Source organism: Iodobacter violaceini (assembly GCF_011601265.1).
In the GTDB taxonomy this organism is placed as follows: Bacteria; Pseudomonadota; Gammaproteobacteria; order Burkholderiales; family Chitinibacteraceae; genus Iodobacter; species Iodobacter violaceini.
The window spans coordinates 62971-79727 of the sequence record NZ_JAAOLX010000003.1 but is presented as its reverse complement, the minus strand read 5'-3'; the positions used below and the strand labels follow the sequence as shown (position 1 = coordinate 79727).

At 50.4% G+C, this 16757-nt stretch carries 13 protein-coding genes; 10 read left to right on the top strand and 3 right to left on the bottom strand.

The window, feature by feature from the left end:
* Positions 1–71: 71 nt before the first annotated feature.
* Positions 72–902 carry a hypothetical protein gene (locus HA050_RS06445; RefSeq protein WP_166823622.1) on the bottom strand — a complete coding sequence of 277 codons (831 nt, stop codon included), beginning with the start codon at positions 900–902 and terminating at the stop codon, positions 72–74.
* Positions 903–1369: 467 nt separating this feature from the next.
* Between HA050_RS06445 and HA050_RS06440 the strand changes: the two genes are divergently transcribed.
* Positions 1370–1846: an acyl-CoA thioesterase gene (locus HA050_RS06440; protein ID WP_205836328.1), complete on the top strand. Its 477-nt coding sequence runs from the start codon at positions 1370–1372 to the stop codon at positions 1844–1846.
* Positions 1847–1935: 89 nt separating this feature from the next.
* Here HA050_RS06440 and groL read toward each other — a convergent pair whose 3' ends face one another.
* Together groL and groES are read right to left on the bottom strand one after the other, a co-directional pair.
* On the bottom strand, positions 1936–3579 hold the full coding sequence (groL, locus tag HA050_RS06435; RefSeq protein ID WP_166823619.1) for a chaperonin GroEL: 1644 nt from the start codon (positions 3577–3579) through the stop codon (positions 1936–1938).
* Between the two features lie 66 nt (positions 3580–3645).
* Positions 3646–3936 (bottom strand): co-chaperone GroES, encoded by a 291-nt coding sequence (gene groES, locus HA050_RS06430; protein WP_166823616.1) that lies wholly within the window; start codon positions 3934–3936, stop codon positions 3646–3648.
* A 348-nt stretch (positions 3937–4284) separates the two neighbouring features.
* On the opposite strand from groES, the gene HA050_RS06425 reads away from it, so the two are divergent.
* The 9 genes from HA050_RS06425 to hemF all read left to right on the top strand — a co-directional run bounded on the left by HA050_RS06425 (position 4285) and on the right by hemF (position 16755).
* On the top strand, positions 4285–6558 hold the full coding sequence (locus tag HA050_RS06425; RefSeq protein WP_166823613.1) for a TonB-dependent hemoglobin/transferrin/lactoferrin family receptor: 2274 nt from the start codon (positions 4285–4287) through the stop codon (positions 6556–6558).
* A 261-nt stretch (positions 6559–6819) separates the two neighbouring features.
* Positions 6820–8163, top strand: a complete 1344-nt coding sequence (locus HA050_RS06420) for an adenosylmethionine--8-amino-7-oxononanoate transaminase (RefSeq protein WP_166823610.1) — start codon at positions 6820–6822, stop codon at positions 8161–8163.
* Positions 8147–9706: a cyclic-di-GMP receptor FimW-related protein gene (locus tag HA050_RS06415; protein ID WP_166823608.1), complete on the top strand. Its 1560-nt coding sequence runs from the start codon at positions 8147–8149 to the stop codon at positions 9704–9706. The genes HA050_RS06420 and HA050_RS06415 overlap by 17 nt, the downstream gene beginning before the upstream one ends.
* Positions 9707–9861: 155 nt before the next feature.
* Positions 9862–11109 carry a glutamyl-tRNA reductase gene (gene hemA, locus HA050_RS06410; protein WP_166823606.1) on the top strand — a complete coding sequence of 416 codons (1248 nt, stop codon included), beginning with the start codon at positions 9862–9864 and terminating at the stop codon, positions 11107–11109.
* Positions 11110–11341: 232 nt separating this feature from the next.
* The gene (prfA, locus tag HA050_RS06405; RefSeq protein WP_166823603.1) at positions 11342–12424 is read left to right on the top strand and encodes a peptide chain release factor 1; all 1083 of its coding nucleotides are present in this window, start codon (positions 11342–11344) and stop codon (positions 12422–12424) included.
* 312 nt (positions 12425–12736) lie between these two features.
* Positions 12737–14584, top strand: coding sequence for a ribonuclease catalytic domain-containing protein (locus HA050_RS06400; protein WP_166823601.1), 1848 nt, complete (start codon positions 12737–12739; stop codon positions 14582–14584).
* Positions 14585–14674: 90 nt separating this feature from the next.
* The gene (locus tag HA050_RS06395) at positions 14675–15226 is read left to right on the top strand and encodes a hypothetical protein (RefSeq protein ID WP_166823599.1); all 552 of its coding nucleotides are present in this window, start codon (positions 14675–14677) and stop codon (positions 15224–15226) included.
* Positions 15227–15387: 161 nt separating this feature from the next.
* A complete protein-coding gene (gene panD / locus HA050_RS06390) occupies positions 15388–15768 on the top strand; it encodes an aspartate 1-decarboxylase (protein ID WP_099396840.1) in 381 nt (126 codons plus the stop codon).
* 72 nt (positions 15769–15840) lie between these two features.
* Complete coding sequence (hemF, locus tag HA050_RS06385) at positions 15841–16755, top strand: oxygen-dependent coproporphyrinogen oxidase (RefSeq protein ID WP_166823596.1); 915 nt, start codon at positions 15841–15843, stop codon at positions 16753–16755.
* Positions 16756–16757: the final 2 nt, after the last annotated feature.

Genomic DNA, 16757 nt, shown 5'->3' with positions numbered 1-16757 from the left:
TGAGTGAAATGGCTAACGTCTGAATTCACCGGCCTGCGCAGCTTTTTGCGCAGGTCCGGTGGAATGAATTGTTAGCCTTTTTTGGGTAGCCATAACATTTCTGTTCCGAGGTGCTTTCGAACAAACGACGATAGGAGCGCTTGCGTTATCCATGCTTGGAAGCGACGAGGGGCTTGGTTGTCGCGCGCTTGGCTAATCTTTAGGAGATCGTTGTTCCATCCTTCGTCGTTGCCGCCAATTTCCTTGAGCGAACGTAGAAGAGCCTCTGAAGACGCATTCAGGGATGCAGTTTTGCTCTCCGAAAGCTTTTCAATGGCAGTGGCGAAGCTAACTTTGGAGGACTCCTCTTTCTCGCTATGCAACAGAAAGAATGTTGAGCTTGAAGTGAATGTGACATGCTTATGAAGCTCGGCTACTCCGCGAACATCTAGCAAAGGAATGTTATTCAAGAGGGTGCCGGCCTTTGACGCACTGCGTAAATCATCTTTACTTAGCGTGGCATTTGTTGCGTAGAACGTAGGGTAGTTTTGATTGGCAAGATCTTTTAGGCGATCCCACTGGTGATAATCATCAACGAATTTCCCAACTGCGTCTTTGGTGTTATGGGGAATCTTGAATCGAAAATACTCAGAGTTCCAGTGCTGCCATTCTTTCGCCCCTGCGCTTGTTAGCTCGCCAGATAGTTTGTACTGGATAAAAAAATTGCAGCCTTCATGATCAGGATGTGGAACATGCGGATACCAAGGAAAATGGAATGCGGAATCCCATCCAAGATCGAATTCGTCAATTAGAGACGGAACATTCGCAAAGACCCATACCCCGTGCTGTTCGAGAGCGTGTCGTATATAGGCTGTATTTACAGCCTGTTGCAGTTGGGATTCTGAAAAATTCGGTTCGCGCATAGAAGTGTGTGGCTAACGTGAGATATACACCTACGCAGGTGTATATCTGGTTTATTTATGTGTATAAAAAATCAATTTCTACAGTTTTTTGTTTATTTTCAATCGTTTGGAATCATGTATGCCGGATAGTACATATCACAATAGGATTACGGTATGTATGCAGTACATGAGCTGTAAATAAGTTATGTGTAATATATATGAAATTATATTAGAATTGTTTTATGTTTATTCAATATCATTTTTCTTACTATTTAAGTATTTATCCATTCCTGCGAGTTTGAGCGCAAAGCTGCTGTGTTTTTGATGTCGCTAATGGTTGATGGATAAATCTCTGCAGATATTGTAGATCCAATAATCTCAATCCCAGTGCTCCTCATCCCTCGTATTCCCTCCCCGCAGCTTTCTCTGTATTTGCGATTCTCCTTCCTCGCGCTATGCTGCAATAAATCTTACAAAGGAAGTGCGATATGTTGAATTTGCCCCGGCACCAAATGATGATGACGGTGTTGATGACGCCGGATATGGCTAATTTTTCTGGCAAGGTGCATGGCGGGGCTTTGCTGAAAGAATTGGATCAGGTGGCTTATGCCTGTGCCAGCCGCTATGCGGGGGCTTATGCGGTGACGCTTTCGGTAGATCAGGTGACGTTTAAGCAGCCGGTGTTTGTGGGGGAGCTGGTGCATTTTTTGGCGAGCGTTAATTACACTGGCCGCACTTCAATGGAAGTGGGTATTCGGGTGGTGGCAGAGAATATCCGCACCCAGACTGAGCGCCACACCAATAGTTGTTATTTCACTATGGTGGCGATGGGGGATGATGGCAAATCTGTTGTAGTACCGCCGCTTAAGCCTTCTTGCGAGGATGAAGAAGCACGCTGGGTGGCTGCCGAGGCCAGAAGGGATATCCGGCTGATGCTGGCAGAGAAAATGGCATTTAAGAAATAGCTGAGGCATAAAAAAACGCCACTTCCAAAGAAGTGGCGTTTTTGTCTAAGCGAGCCGTCTGGCTGTAAAGCCCGATGGCTAAGGCTTAATTACATGCCCATGCCGCCCATACCACCCATGCCGCCCATATCTGGCATGCCGCCTGTGCCTTCTTCTTTTGGCAGCTCAGCAATCATGCAGTCTGTGGTCAGCATCAGGCCAGCGATCGATGCTGCGTGTTGCAGTGCCGAGCGGGTTACTTTAGCCGGGTCCAGAACACCCATTTCTACCATATCGCCGTATACGCCAGTACCGGCGTTGTAACCGAAGTTACCTTTGCCTTCCAGTACTTTAGAAACAACAACACTAGGCTCGTCACCCGCGTTTTGTACGATCTGACGCAGTGGGGCTTCGATGGCTTTCAGTACGATCTTGATACCTGCATCCTGATCAACGTTAGCGCCTTTCAGGTCAATGATAGAAGAGCGTGCGCGCAGCAGAGCCACACCACCACCAGCCACAATGCCTTCTTCCACAGCTGCGCGTGTTGCGTGCAGTGCGTCTTCAACGCGGGCTTTCTTTTCTTTCATTTCAACTTCAGTTGCGGCACCCACCTTGATCACTGCAACGCCGCCAGCCAGTTTAGCCACGCGCTCTTGCAGTTTTTCACGATCGTAATCGCTGGTTGCATCTTCGATTTGCTTACGGATCAGGCCAACGCGTGTTTTGATGCTTTCTTCATTACCCGCGCCATCGATGATGATGGTGTTTTCTTTGGATACTTCGATGCGCTTAGCAGAACCCAGTTCAGCCAGTGTGGCTTTTTCTAAGGTCAGGCCTACTTCTTCAGCGATCACGGTTGCGCCAGTCAGGGTAGCGATGTCTTCCAGCATGGCTTTACGACGATCGCCAAAGCCAGGGGCTTTAACTGAAACAGTTTTCAGAATGCCGCGGATGTTGTTTACAACCAGAGTCGCCAGCGCTTCGCCGTCTACATCTTCAGCAATAATCAACAGTGGGCGGCCTGCTTTTGCCACTTGTTCCAGCACTGGCAACAGGTCACGGATGTTGCTGATTTTCTTGTCGAAAAGCAGAACAAACGGATTATCCAACAGGGCAATTTGTTTTTCAGGGTTGTTGATGAAGTACGGTGAGAGGTAGCCGCGGTCAAACTGCATACCTTCAACTACATCCAGCTCGTCTTCCAGGCCGCTACCGTCTTCAACGGTAATCACGCCTTCTTTACCTACTTTTTCCATCGCAGCAGCGATTTTTTCGCCGATGATTTCGTCGCTGTTAGCAGAGATAGAGCCAACTTGAGCGATTTCTTTAGTGGTAGAGCAGGGCTTAGCAATGTTTTTCAGCTCGCCAACCAGTGCTACCACGGCTTTGTCGATACCGCGCTTCAGATCCATTGGGTTCATGCCAGCGGCTACGTATTTCATGCCTTCTTGTACGATGGCTTGAGCCAGTACGGTCGCTGTTGTTGTACCGTCACCGGCGATGTCAGAAGTCTTGGATGCAACTTCTTTCACCATTTGCGCGCCCATATTTTCGAACTTGTCTTTCAGTTCGATTTCTTTGGCTACCGATACACCGTCTTTGGTGATGGTAGGCGCGCCGTAGCTGCGTTCCAGCACAACGTTACGGCCCTTAGGGCCCAGTGTTACTTTAACTGCATCAGCCAGAATATTTACACCAGCTACCATGCGGGCGCGGGCGGAATCACCGAATTTAACTTCTTTTGCTGCCATGTTGTTTAACTCCGTAATAGTTTGAGATCCAGCCGGGCATCAGCCCCGGCAATTAGGGGATGAGGCTTAGCCTTCGATCACGCCCATGATGTCTTCTTCACGCATTACAAGCAGTTCGTCGCCATCTACTTTCACGGTTTGGCCGCTGTACTTACCAAAAATAACCTTGTCGCCGGCTTTAACTGCCATTGGGCGTACAGAGCCGTTATCTAAAATCTTACCGTTACCGACGGCAACCACTTCGCCCATATCCGGCTTTTCAGCAGCGTTACCCGGCAACACGATGCCAGATGCAGTTTTTTCTTCAGCTTCAACGCGTTTGATTACTACACGGTCATGCAAAGGACGAATTTTCATGGTGTTCACTCTCCAGATAAAAAAGTGGCATTCAATGCTTGGCCAAACGGCCTACAGAACGCTGTTAGCACTCACTGCTAACGAGTGCTAGATGGTATGGGCGAGGCAAGGTCTTTTCAAGTGGGGAAGATGCGATATTTTTTTACTGTGGATTTTTGCTGATGCTGTGGGTGCAAAAACCTTCAGCACGAAAAGGATATTTTGTAAGAATCTATTTTAATGGGAATCATTATCATTTATAATAATGACACTGAGTTACATATTTCAGCTTCTGTCGATTTCCTTACATAAAGGACAAATTGAGTTATCAGTTTGTCCTTTGTGCTTATAAAAATGAGTTTGAGCAAAATGAAAATCCAAAATACAGCAATGGTGCTTGCACTTGCTGCCGCCTTTAGCGCCTCTGCTTTTGCCAGCCAGACCAAGGGCCAGGAAGCAAGCGAAGCCGCAGCAAAAAAGCCTGCTGAATCCACCTTGCCTGCGATCACTGTATTTGGCGAAAAAACAGGCAGCGCCACCGTGGGCCGCTCTTATTTAGATCACGAAGATATTGAACGCCAGCAGGCTGGCAATGTGGCCGCCCTGCTCGATACCCTGCCAGGGGTGGATTTAACCGGCACATCACGCCCCAGCGGGCAAACTTTGAATATCTGGGGCTTTAACAAGGTACAGGATGTCAAAGTGATTGTGGATGGCGCACCTAAGGGCTTTGAAAAATATCGCCAGGGGTCGATTTTTATTGAGCCGGAGCTGGTGAAGCAAATTGAAGTCAATAAAGGCCCGCACACCTCTATGTATGGCAATGGTGGCTTTGGCGGGGTGATTACCATTGAGACCAAAGACGCGAAAGATCTCTTGCAGGGCGATGCTAATCTGGGCGCTTTGCTCAAGTACTCGCACCAGACCAATAATCATGAGCAAGATACAACGGCGGCGGTGTATGGCCGCACTGAAGATGGCCGTTTTGATGCGCTGGTGTATTTTACCCAGCGCGAATCCGATGATTTGCGTAAACCCAATGGCGATCCTTTCCGTTTTTCTGCCATTGATGCGCCATCCAGCCTTGCAAAACTCAATATTCGCCTGACAGAAGATCAGTTACTCACGCTATCGGCGATGCAAGGCCGCAGCAGTGCATGGGCGCCTTTTGCTGCGCTGGGCGAGGATGCGCCAGTGCCTACCGATGCAGAAATTAAAAAATTTGGTCTGGATGAAGCATGGAAGCGCAAGGTGCTGTACCGGGATCAGGAAGACACTACCTATACGGCAAAATGGCGCTTTAGCCCAAGCGATAATCCGCTGATTAATGTGCTGGCAAGCTACGGCTACTCTAAAACCAATCAGCACGACCAGCGCTCCGCCTCGGCATCTGTGGGCTCATTTTTGGGATCGTTAGGCAACGAAAGCTGGGCAACTTACACCGATAAGCTGGCTGAATTACGCAATGAAAGCCAGTTTACAAATGGCCCATTTGCCCATGTGCTGAGTGTTGGTGCGCAGTGGCATGATCATCAGCGCGATACGCTGATGTATTACCCAAGCAGCACGGCCATCAAAGACCCAAGTTATAACTACGGCTATTTCCAGCCTTACTATATGCCTGCCGGCCAGCAAAGAGGCTTGGGCGTTTATCTGCAGGATGTCGTGAGCTATGGCGATGTGACGCTGACAGCAGCAGTACGCTATGACCACATCACCGCAGAAGGCGTACCGAACCGTGCCAGCCGTTATAACAGCCCGCTGCCTGCCGCAGGCCACGATTACAGCGAAGCCAGATTTGAAGGTTTTTCGCCCAGGTTAGGTCTGTTCTGGAAAGCCACTAACCATGCTTCATTCTTTGCTGATATCAGCCAGACATGGCGCGCCCCGACGACAGATGAGCTGTATTCCAGCGAGTATTACGTTTCAGCCGATAAAGGTTCATCCACTCCGGGCACCAGCCGTGGCCTTGATGTTGAGCGCATTACCGCCGTGCGCGCAGGTGCAATGTGGGATCAGCAGGGCTTGTTCACGGATAACGACAGCGCACAGCTGCGCTTTACCCTCTATCAAAACCGGGTAGCAGACAATATCGGCCCGCGTCTTGGCGTATTGGTGCCGGGCTATACCCCGGCCGGCCGGGATAAATTACCGCCCGCTCTCTCTAATTACCGAAATTTAAGCGGCTATAAAACCGAAGGGATGGAGATCGAAACCTTCTATAACACCCGCTATTTCTTTGCCAATGCCTCTTTATCGATGCAATACGGCAGAAGAAACGGTGGTCAGCGCGATCCATGGGGCAGCGATGAGCCGGTATCCAGTGTGGCACCGGATAAGCTGATGACCGGGCTGGGCTTTAAGCTGCCTGAGCAGGGCATTACCGCAGGCTGGCAGGGTAAATTTGTAGGCGAGCAGGATAAAGTCCTGCCACTTGGTAATGTGTATCGCCTGCCGCCATCCAAAGGCTATGGCTTGCATACGCTGTTTGCCAGCTGGATAGGGCGGGGCGATGGCTTAAATGGCTTAGAAGCAAGGCTGACGATTGATAATCTGTTTAACCGTGATTACCAGCCTTACCTCAGCGAAGGCGTAACCGGGGTGGGGCGCAATTACAAGCTCAGTATTTCTAAATCATTCTGATTTTCTTAACCGCATTTCTGCAGCAATTCAAGGATGCAAAGTGATGCCGGATCATTGACATGGAAGATGGTTTTAGCTGATTTTTTATTTTTGAATTGATTACCGGCGTCATCTTAAACTGGATGATTTCATCGGGGCGGGCCAGTTGGCCCGCCTTTTTTATTGCCCGTTTCCAGATTATTTTTATCGCCGCCAGTGCTTTTATCTGGGGGATTGAGCTGCCTGGGCTAAAATGGCTTATCCGAAGCTTTAAGTTTTAATATGAAAAACACTAATTTACTGGCACGAAGCTTGGCGGCAGTATGGCATCCATGTACGCAAATGAAGCGGCATGAAAGTTTTCCGCTGATTCCTGTTGCCCGTGCACAGGGTGCGTGGCTGTACGATGCAGATGGCAAACGTTATCTGGACGCGGTTTCCAGCTGGTGGGTCAATTTATTTGGCCACGGCGAGCCAAGGATTAAAGCGGCGATTTGTCAGCAAATGGATAGCCTGGAGCATGTAATGCTGGCGGGCTTTACACATCAGCCCGTAGTGGAGTTATCTGAGCGGCTGGCCACGCTGACAGGTTTGGGCCATGCTTTTTATGGCTCCGATGGTGCTTCGTCAATTGAAGTTTCATTGAAAATGTCGGTGCATTACTGGCGAAACTTGGGGCAAGCGGAAAAAAATCGTTTTATTTATTTAGAAAATAGTTACCACGGCGAAACAGCAGGGGCTTTATCGGTGACCGATGTGCCCATTTTTCGCAGCGCATACGCCCCAATGGTGAGAGAAAACTTCTGCGTGATGAATCCTGATGCCCGCCAGGCGCTGGCAGGCGAAACGGCTGCAGATGTGGCGGAGCGGGCGATTCAGGCTTTGGCTGCTACGCTGGATCAGCACCATCAGGAAATTGCCGCGCTGATTATTGAGCCTCTGGTGCAGGGCGCAGCCGGGATGGCGATGTATGACTTCAGCTATCTGCAAAAAGCGCGTGCGCTCTGTGACAGATACCATGTGCATTTAATTTGCGATGAGATAGCTGTGGGTTTTGGCCGAACAGGGTCTATGTTTGCTTATAAGCAGGCAAATATAAAACCAGATTTTTTATGCCTTTCTAAGGGGATTACCGGCGGCTTTTTACCGCTGGCCGTGGTGCTGAGCCGTGATGAAATTTACGCTGCTTTTTATCACGATGATATTCATCGGGCTTTTTTGCATTCGCATTCTTATACCGGCAACCCTCTGGCCTGTGCAGCGGCTCTGGCGGTTCTGGATATTTTTGAAAAAGATGATGTGATTACTGTAAATGCTGAAAAAGCACAGCACTGGGAGGCGATTTTTGCCCCGCTGGCGGCTCATCCCAGGGTTAAAAACTACCGGCGCTGCGGAATGATCTGGGCTTTTGATGTGCCTGATGCCGCGCCCGGCTTTGCTCAGCTTTTCTTTGCTGCGGCCCTGGAGCAGTCACTTTTACTCAGACCGATTGGTAATACCGTTTATTTTATGCCGCCCTATTGTCTGACGGATGCAGAGGCTGCGCATTTATTATCAGGCACACTGGCTGCTTTAGATGTTGTGGAAAATGTTATCCCGGAGTTTATTGATGCCGTTGTCGCTTAAATTACCGCCTTTTGAGCCTAACCTTGCCGCAAGCGTTGAAACCAACCCAAAGCGCTTAAGGGAATGGCTGATTGCTTTGCCCATGGCCAATCCTCTTGTGGCAGGCCGGCAGCTGTGCGATGCACTGGCTGCGTGTAACCGCGTTAAAATTAATGCAGATGACCGCATTAAACTGCTGGATGAATATAGCGCAATCCAGGGAATGCTGGCTTCTGAGCTGTCGGTGCTTTACCGCGTACCCGGTTTACCCTTAAAAGAGCAGGCACAGACCGCGGCACACCTGGCCCGCCGTCTGTGCATGGAACTGGCGGATGGCTACAAAATTGCGCTGACAGACCGTTTGGATAAAAGGCTTTCTTTTGGCAATAACAAGGTTGTTCCGGTTTTAATTCAAAAAATATTGTCCCAGTTCTACAGCCTTTTTCAGCTGAGCTGCCGTGTTTATTCTGCAATGCCGGAAGGCATCTGGCTGGAGGCGCATAAATTATTCAGATATGCGATTGAAGCGCATTTAATTGATCAGAGTTCAACTGAAACAGCGCCCAGCCTGGCCCGCACTTACAAATATATTTTGCTGCTGTCATTGGCCGAGCCGCAACGTTTTGCAGGGGCTGAGCTGGATAAAGTACTGGAGATTGTTGAAAACTATGCGGGATACGCACATTTTCAGCCCGTTTCTCAGCTTGGCAATGCGGCAGGCTTCTTTTTGGTCAATTTAGAAGAAGATAAACCGCCCCAGTACCTTGGAACCCGCACGCTGGAGGGGTATTCAGGCGGAGCTGTGCTGCTTGATACATCCGAGCTGGTGCGGCATTTACACAAATCCTTAGCGGCTTTAGAAGCCAAAGCGCCGCTGGCGCAAGACCGCAGCAAGGTGCTGATGTGGATAGAAATTTTGCGCCGGGTATCCCGCCAGTGGACGATTGCAGCAAAGCGAACTTTTCAAAGAATTGCCTCAAATACGCCGGTTGATTTGTGCCTGGGCTTAAGGGCAGCAGTGCTGTGCGTTAATGATGGCCATCGCTTATTACAGCCAGAAAATATTTTTGAAGAAGATTTGGAAGAAAACCAGGAAGCCTTACCGGTTACACATTGGAAAGTCATTAATGAAAGCCCCGGTGGCTATGCCCTGGTTTCTGAAAACATGCCGGCTGAGCGGGTAAGGGCGGGGGAAATTGTTGCTCTGCGTGCGCAGGGGCATGATCACTGGATGGTGGCCTCTGTGCGCTGGCTGCAGCAAATGGACAAGCAATGCCTGGAAATAGGTCTGCAAATTATGACTGTCCGCGCTTCTGCCGTGATGTTCAGGCCTACGATAGGACGTAAAGGTGAGCAGTATCAGCCCGCATTACTGATGCCCGAAATTCCTGCGCTTAAACAGGCTCCCATGCTGGCTGCGCCCAAGGGAACATACATTAGCCTGCGCGAATTATCCTTGCTTACCACTGAGGGCGAGGTACTAATCCGGGCGGGAAAATTAGTTGAGCAGCAAATGGGCTATGACTTATTTGAGTATCAGATAACGGAGGAATCCCTGTTGTAGTGCGGGCTGCAGCAGCCTCTGTGACTGGTGGATTTTGCATTCAAATCCTTTCATTAAGCTGTTATTCCACGTGGTATTAGCGACAACTCTGTGAGCCGCTTACCGTTTCAGGGTAAAATGGGCGGTTTTCTTCCGCCTGCCTTTGATGAATCCCTATGAATCTGCTTGTCCTCGGCGTTAATTACCACACTGCACCCGTTGCAGTCAGGGAGAGGCTCGCGTTTACTCCGGCAGAAGTGCCAACCGCTTTAGCGATGCTGAGCGCCGAGCATGGTGTGTCAGAAGCCGCTATTGTTTCTACCTGTAACCGCACCGAGCTGTACTGCAATGCCAGAGAGCCGCAGCAGGTACTGGCGTGGCTGGCGAATACACGCGGGCATAGCGTAGAAGATATCGAGCCGCATCTGTATTTGCTCAATGGTGGCGATGCGGCCAGCCATGCTTTCAGAGTGGCGAGTGGTCTGGATTCAATGGTGCTGGGTGAAACTCAGATTTTAGGCCAGCTTAAAGACGCAGAGCGTTTTGCCAGGGACGCCGGCACCATGGGCGTGCTGCTCAATGGCGTTTTTCAGCGCGCTTTTTCGGTGGCAAAAGAAGTCAGAACTCAAACACGGATTGGCGCAGCATCCGTCTCAATGGCGGCTGCATCCGTGCGTTTAGCCGAGCGGCTTTTCCCATCGGTATCATCCTGTAAGGTGCTCTTTATCGGCGCAGGAGAAATGATCGAACTCTGCGCCACGCATTTTCACGCCCGTGGCCCTAAGCAAATTACCGTTGCCAACCGCACGATAGAGCGGGGTGAGATTCTGGCGCAAAAATTTGGTGGTGAAGCGATTTTGCTGTCTGATTTGCCATCCAGATTGGCCGAGTTTGATATCGTGGTGACCTCTACCGCAGCCCCGTTGCCGATTGTGGGTAAGGGCATGGCCGAGCGGGCGCTGAAAGAGCGTAAACACCGCCCCATTTTTATGGTGGATCTGGCTGTGCCGCGAGATGTAGAGGAAGAGGTCGGTGATCTTGCGGATGTTTATCTGTATACCGTAGACGATCTGGCCGAAGTGGTGCGCCAGGGGCAGGAATCCAGAGCGGGTGAGGTGGAATCGGCTGAAGCGATTATTACCGAGCGCGTCGGGGATTTTCATCGCTGGGTATCCAGCCGGGCACTTGTCCCTACGATTCGCGATTTAAAAGATTATGCCGACCGCATTGCCCGGAATGAGCTGGAAAAAGCCCGGAAAAAGCTGGCTGCAGGCGAAAACGCAGAAGCTGTACTCGCAGAATTCTCACGTCAGATGGCCAATAAATTTATGCACGCCCCGCTTGCCGCCCTGAATAATGTATTGCCGGAAGAGCAGGAAAACACCCTCGCCACCGTGCGCCGCCTCTACCGCCTGCACGAGTAGCTGCCTTGCCAGCTAGCCATCATTATTATTAAAACAGTACCTAAAACCCAAATCTTGCACCACGGAGGACGCAGAGAGCACGGAGAAAACCTTGACGTGAATTAAGCACTTTTTTACCGCAGCTTAATTTTTCCCGGTTTTGTTTTTCTCCGTGAGACTCCGTGTTCTCCTTTTACTCCGTGGTCCAAGATTTGGGTTTTAAAGCCCTAAATACAAATACTTTGGAATTGAAATGAAACCTTCTATTGCTGCCAAACTGGCGCAACTTGCTGATCGCCTTGAAGAAGTCGACGCTTTACTGGCGACCGAAGAAGCTACCCGGGATATGGGCACCTATCGCAAGCTGACAAAAGAGCGCGCCGAGCTGGAGCCTGTAGTGGCTCTTTATCATCGCTTTATCCAGATTGAAGCCGATATGAGCGACGCCGCAGAAATGCTCAGCGATCCTGATATGAAGGATATGGCTGAAGAGGAAATCAAAGAAGGCAAAGTGCGCATCGAGGCTTTGGAAATCGAGCTGCAAAAAGCACTGCTGCCAAAAGACCCTAATGACGAGCGTAATATCTTTTTGGAAATCCGTGCCGGTACGGGGGGCGATGAAGCCGCGCTGTTTGCAGGGGATTTATTCCGCATGTACAGCCGCTTTGCCGAGCGTAATCGCTGGCAGGTAGAGGTGGTATCGGCCAGTGAATCTGATTTGGGCGGCTACCGGGAAATTATTGCCCGCATCGTGGGCTTTGGTGCTTATTCCTGGCTGAAATTTGAATCCGGCGCACACCGGGTGCAGCGCGTGCCAGCTACCGAAACACAGGGCCGGATTCACACCTCGGCGTGTACGGTGGCCGTAATGGCCGAAGCGGATGAGGCAGAAGAAATCACCATCAACCCTGCCGACTTACGTATCGACACTTTCCGCGCGAGCGGTGCCGGTGGTCAGCACATTAACAAAACCGATTCGGCTGTGCGGGTCACGCATATCCCAAGCGGCATTGTGGTGGAATGCCAGGACGATCGCAGCCAGCACAAAAACAAAGCCCGCGCCTTATCAGTGCTGGCCGCCCGTATTAAAGACGTACAAGACCGCGAACGCCACGCTGTAGAGGCAGCACAGCGCAAATCGCTGGTGGGCTCGGGCGATCGTTCAGAGCGGATCCGCACCTACAATTTCCCGCAGGGCCGCATGACCGATCACCGCATTAATCTGACGCTTTATAAGCTTGATTACATCATGGATGGCGATATGAACGACCTGACGCAAGCTCTGGTCAACGAGCATCAGACCGAGCTGCTGGCACAATTGGGCGGTGCGGAGTAATGAGGTAAGGCCATAAGTATCTGCTCAGTTTGAGGAGGCACTTCAGTGCTGCAGCTTCACTCTTTGTAATAGGGGGCAGAAGGTGGGCTTTTGAGTGGCTTTGCTTTGTGCCATTTTTAAAAGATATTTTATATTAAATCCCCCCTGGCCCCCTTTTTTAAAGGGGGGAGCAAGTGCATCAAACTTATACAGAGACTTATGCTGCAGGGTGGATTTCTCCCGCCCTACAAATCTGATCACCAGCAAGCGACACAGGGCGGACCTTGTTATAATGGCCGGCTAAATCAATAAATGAATGCTGGCGGCTTGAGAATGAATGTTTTTTTTGAGGAAGATGGTAATTTCAAGGTAGCCACGATCAAGGAAGAGCAGGCTGCAAGCCTGATGCTTGAAGATGCGCGTGGTAAACGTTTTAAAGTAAAAGCGGCCAATGTGCTGCTGCGCTTTGAGCGGATTAGCTTGGATGATTTCCTGAAAGCGGCACAGGCTGCGGCGGATGAAATTGATATCGATTTCCTTTGGGAATGCTGTGGCGCAGAGGAATTTGCATTTAATACGATTGCCGCCGAATACTTCGGAGCTAATCCTTCGGTACAGCAACAGGCTGCCGCGCTGATTCGTTTGCACGGCGCACCGATGTATTTCTACCGTAAAGGCCGCGGTCATTACAAAGCTGCGCCTGAAGAAAATCTGAAAGCCGCTTTAGCCGGGCTTGAGAAAAAGAAAAAAGAAGCCGAACAAATGGCGATCTGGCAAGCCGAGCTGCAGGCTGGCGTGTTGCCCGAGTCATTTATCCCCTTGGCCAGTAAATTGCTGCACCGCCCGGATAAAAACACCCTTGAGTGGAAAACACTGGCTGCCGCTGCAGACGCCATGCAGATGTCTGTCCTGCGTTTAATGGAAAAAATCGGCGCGATTCCCGATGTGGGCGATTATCTGCTCGATGGTTTCCTGGCTGAATCCTTTCCTAAGGGGCGTGGTTTTGCGCCAACCGAGCCTGTTACATGCCCTGGCGATTTACCGCTGGCCGATGTACAAGCTTTTAGTATTGATGATTCCACCACCACAGAAATTGACGATGCCTTCAGCCTGAAGCGTCTGCCCAATGGCAACTGGCAGGTAGGTATCCATATTGCCGCGCCTGCTCTGGGCATTGCGGCAGGGTCTGATGTCGATAAAATTATTCTGGACCGCTTGTCTACCGTGTATATGCCCGGCGACAAGATCACCATGTTGCCCAACGATGTGGTTGAAGTATTTACCCTGCAAGAAGGCAAAACCTGCCCGGCACTAAGTATGTATTTAGAGCTGTCGCAGGGCTTTGATGTGCTTTCGCATCGCAGTATCGTAGAAATGGTGCCGATTGCTGCCAACTTGCGTCATGAGCAGCTGGAGCCGGTGTTTAATGAAAACACGGCAGGTAAGGACGACGCCCCTGATTTCCCATGGAAAGAAGAAATCACTTTCTTATGGCACTTTGCAGGTGCATTAGAAGGCCGCCGTGGCAAGGCTGACCCGACTGCACCGCTGAAGATTGATTACAGCTTCTATATTGATCAGGTTGATGGTGAAAAACGTGTGCGTATTGTGCCGCGTAAACGTGGCGCACCGATGGATAAGCTGGTGGCCGAGCTGATGATTCTGGCTAACAGCACATGGGGCAAGGATTTGATGCAGGGCCAGGTGGCGGGTATTTATCGCGGCCAGAATGGCGGCCGTGTGCGTTTAACCACGCAGGCAGGCCCGCATATTGGTCTGGGTGTGGAATGCTATTCATGGGCTTCTTCGCCACTGCGCCGTGCGGTGGATTATGTGAACCAGCTGCAGTTACTGGCGCTGATTGGCAATACCAAACCACGCTTTCAAAAAAATGACGCTGAGCTGTATTCGATTATCGGAAGTTTCGACACTGCCTACGCAGCCTACGCTGAATTACAAGATAAGATGGAAAGGTACTGGTGCTTGCGCTGGTTGCTGCAGGAAAACAAACGCGAAATTACTGCGGTGGTGATCAAAGAAAATCTGGTTCGTGTGGATGGCATGCCCTTGGTGATGCGTGCAGGTATTCCGGAACTACCAGCCGGTACAACGGTCAGTCTGCAAGTGATGAAAATTGATTTGCTTGAGCTTGTGCTTGAAACACGGATGGCGACAATTTAAAAGGCCGGGAGCAGGGAATGGGAGACAGGGGTTTGCACCTTTGTGCGACTCCCAATCCCTCAATTATTTAACAAACAATGATGGATATAAATGCTGCCTAATCAACGCCTTAAGCAATGTCTGCCTTTGAAGTTTAAAAATGGCTCGCAGGTGCGCCAGTTCTCCAAGCCTTGTGTGAGCTGCGGGGAAATGCTGCAAGCCAATGATATGTATGGCATTGCGCGTTTGGTAGAAAATCATATTGCGATTGCTGCAAAGGCCCGGTGCCCTAAGTGCGATGCAGAATTTGGTGTCTGCTGCATTATTGATGACGAGAAAAAAGTTCGCCGCCTGATCCTGCCGCAGTTTGCATTTAATCTGTATTTACGTAATTTGCCGCTGCAAGCCGCTGAAATTGAAGCCGCCGCCGCACCTAAGGAGGCTGATATTGCTCCTGTGCAGCCCAGCCCGCCGCCGCTGGCCGTTAAAACCCCTGCAAATATTCAGCGTGCTGATGAAGTTATTGGCAGCTATCAGCAAAAACCGATCCCTGCATGGGTCGTGGTGGATGGTCAGCAGCTTAATTTTGACCGTGTATCGCCTGATGCCAGGGTGGCTGCGGGTGAGTTTTTGCTGGATGGCTGCTTTATTTACCGGGGCTGATAAAGCTTGATTTTGATAGCGCAGCAGGCAGATTTTTATTTGCTGCGCTGCGTCAAATGAGGGGCTCTTTGGCTTATTTATCCTGTCCAAGCATCGTTTCTGGGATTATAATCTGATCCCTTCTGAAATAGCCCTGCCCAGAAACGGGCTGGAGAAACACCATGCAACGTTCTCTGCTTAAATCGAAAATTCATCGCTGTACTACCACACATTCTGAGCTGCATTACGAAGGCTCGTGTGCCATTGATGAAAATCTGCTTGAAGCCGCTAATATCCTTGAACACGAACAGATTCATATCTGGAATGTGGATAACGGCGAGCGTTTCTCTACCTACGCCATTAAGGCCGAGCGTGGTTCGGGAATTATTTCGGTGAATGGCTCTGCAGCACGTCGTGCTGCGGTGGGTGATCTGCTGATTATTGCCACTTTCGCTAATTTTGAAGAAGCAGAAATCGCTGCTTTCCACCCCGCTTTGGTGTTTGTGGATGGCGATAACCGAATCAAAGAAATTAAGCACCACGCCCCTGTGCAAGCTGCTTAATGAACACCCTGCTGTAAATCACTCTATACAGGCTGCCTTTTTCGGCAGCCTTTTTCTTGACTAGGATTTTTAATGAATTCAACAGCCGTTAAAGATTACCTTCTGAGCCTGCAACAAAATATTGTCGCTACCTTAGAGCAGCTTGATGGATCTACTTTTCATACCGATCAGTGGGAAAGAGAGGGCGGTGGCGGTGGCATGACGCGGGTGATTGAAGGCGGTAATTTATTTGAGCGCGGCGGCGTGAATTTCTCCCATGTGATGGGCGATGCCCTGCCGCCGTCAGCAAGCGCCGGTCGCCCGGAGTTAGCCGGTCGCGCCTTTGAAGCAATGGGCGTATCGCTGGTACTGCATCCACGTAATCCTTATATCCCTACTGTGCATATGAATGTGCGCTTGTTCCGTGCCTATAAAGAAGGCGAGCAGGATGTCTGGTGGTTTGGCGGCGGCATGGATCTCACACCCTATTACGGCATGGAAGCAGATGCGGTGCATTTCCATCAAACCTGTAAAGATGCGCTCGATCCCTTTGGTGCGGCACTTTATCCGGAATTCAAAGCCTGGTGCGATCGCTATTTCCACCTGAAGCACCGCAACGAGCCGCGGGGTATCGGCGGTATTTTCTTTGATGATTATAACGCCGCCGGTTTTGAAGCCAGCTTTGCCTTGATGCAGAGCGTGGGTAATGCCTTTTTACCCGCCTATGTGCCGATTGTGGAACGCCACGAAGACGCCGAATACGGCGCACGCGAGCGCGACTGGCAAGCTTTCCGCCGTGGGCGTTATGTAGAATTTAATCTGGTATTTGACCGTGGCACGCTGTTTGGCCTGCAATCAGGTGGCCGTACAGAATCCATCCTGATGTCCATGCCACCCGTGGTGAACTGGCGCTACGATTACCACCCCGAAGCTGGTACGCCAGAGGCGCGCTTATATAGTGATTTCTTGTGCGACAGGGATTGGCTGGGTGTAATGGTTGCTGATTGATG

Bases quoted from the DNA above. Each gene is read 5' to 3' on its own strand.
- HA050_RS06445 (WP_166823622.1), bottom strand. From the start codon at position 902: ATGCGCGAACCGAATTTTTCAGAATCCCAACTGCAACAGGCTGTAAAT.
- HA050_RS06440 (WP_205836328.1), top strand. From the start codon at position 1,370: ATGTTGAATTTGCCCCGGCACCAAATGATGATGACGGTGTTGATGACG.
- groL (WP_166823619.1), bottom strand. From the start codon at position 3,579: ATGGCAGCAAAAGAAGTTAAATTCGGTGATTCCGCCCGCGCCCGCATG.
- groES (WP_166823616.1), bottom strand. From the start codon at position 3,936: ATGAAAATTCGTCCTTTGCATGACCGTGTAGTAATCAAACGCGTTGAA.
- HA050_RS06425 (WP_166823613.1), top strand. From the start codon at position 4,285: ATGAAAATCCAAAATACAGCAATGGTGCTTGCACTTGCTGCCGCCTTT.
- HA050_RS06420 (WP_166823610.1), top strand. From the start codon at position 6,820: ATGAAAAACACTAATTTACTGGCACGAAGCTTGGCGGCAGTATGGCAT.
- HA050_RS06415 (WP_166823608.1), top strand. From the start codon at position 8,147: ATGCCGTTGTCGCTTAAATTACCGCCTTTTGAGCCTAACCTTGCCGCA.
- hemA (WP_166823606.1), top strand. From the start codon at position 9,862: ATGAATCTGCTTGTCCTCGGCGTTAATTACCACACTGCACCCGTTGCA.
- prfA (WP_166823603.1), top strand. From the start codon at position 11,342: ATGAAACCTTCTATTGCTGCCAAACTGGCGCAACTTGCTGATCGCCTT.
- HA050_RS06400 (WP_166823601.1), top strand. From the start codon at position 12,737: ATGAATGTTTTTTTTGAGGAAGATGGTAATTTCAAGGTAGCCACGATC.
- HA050_RS06395 (WP_166823599.1), top strand. From the start codon at position 14,675: ATGCTGCCTAATCAACGCCTTAAGCAATGTCTGCCTTTGAAGTTTAAA.
- panD (WP_099396840.1), top strand. From the start codon at position 15,388: ATGCAACGTTCTCTGCTTAAATCGAAAATTCATCGCTGTACTACCACA.
- hemF (WP_166823596.1), top strand. From the start codon at position 15,841: ATGAATTCAACAGCCGTTAAAGATTACCTTCTGAGCCTGCAACAAAAT.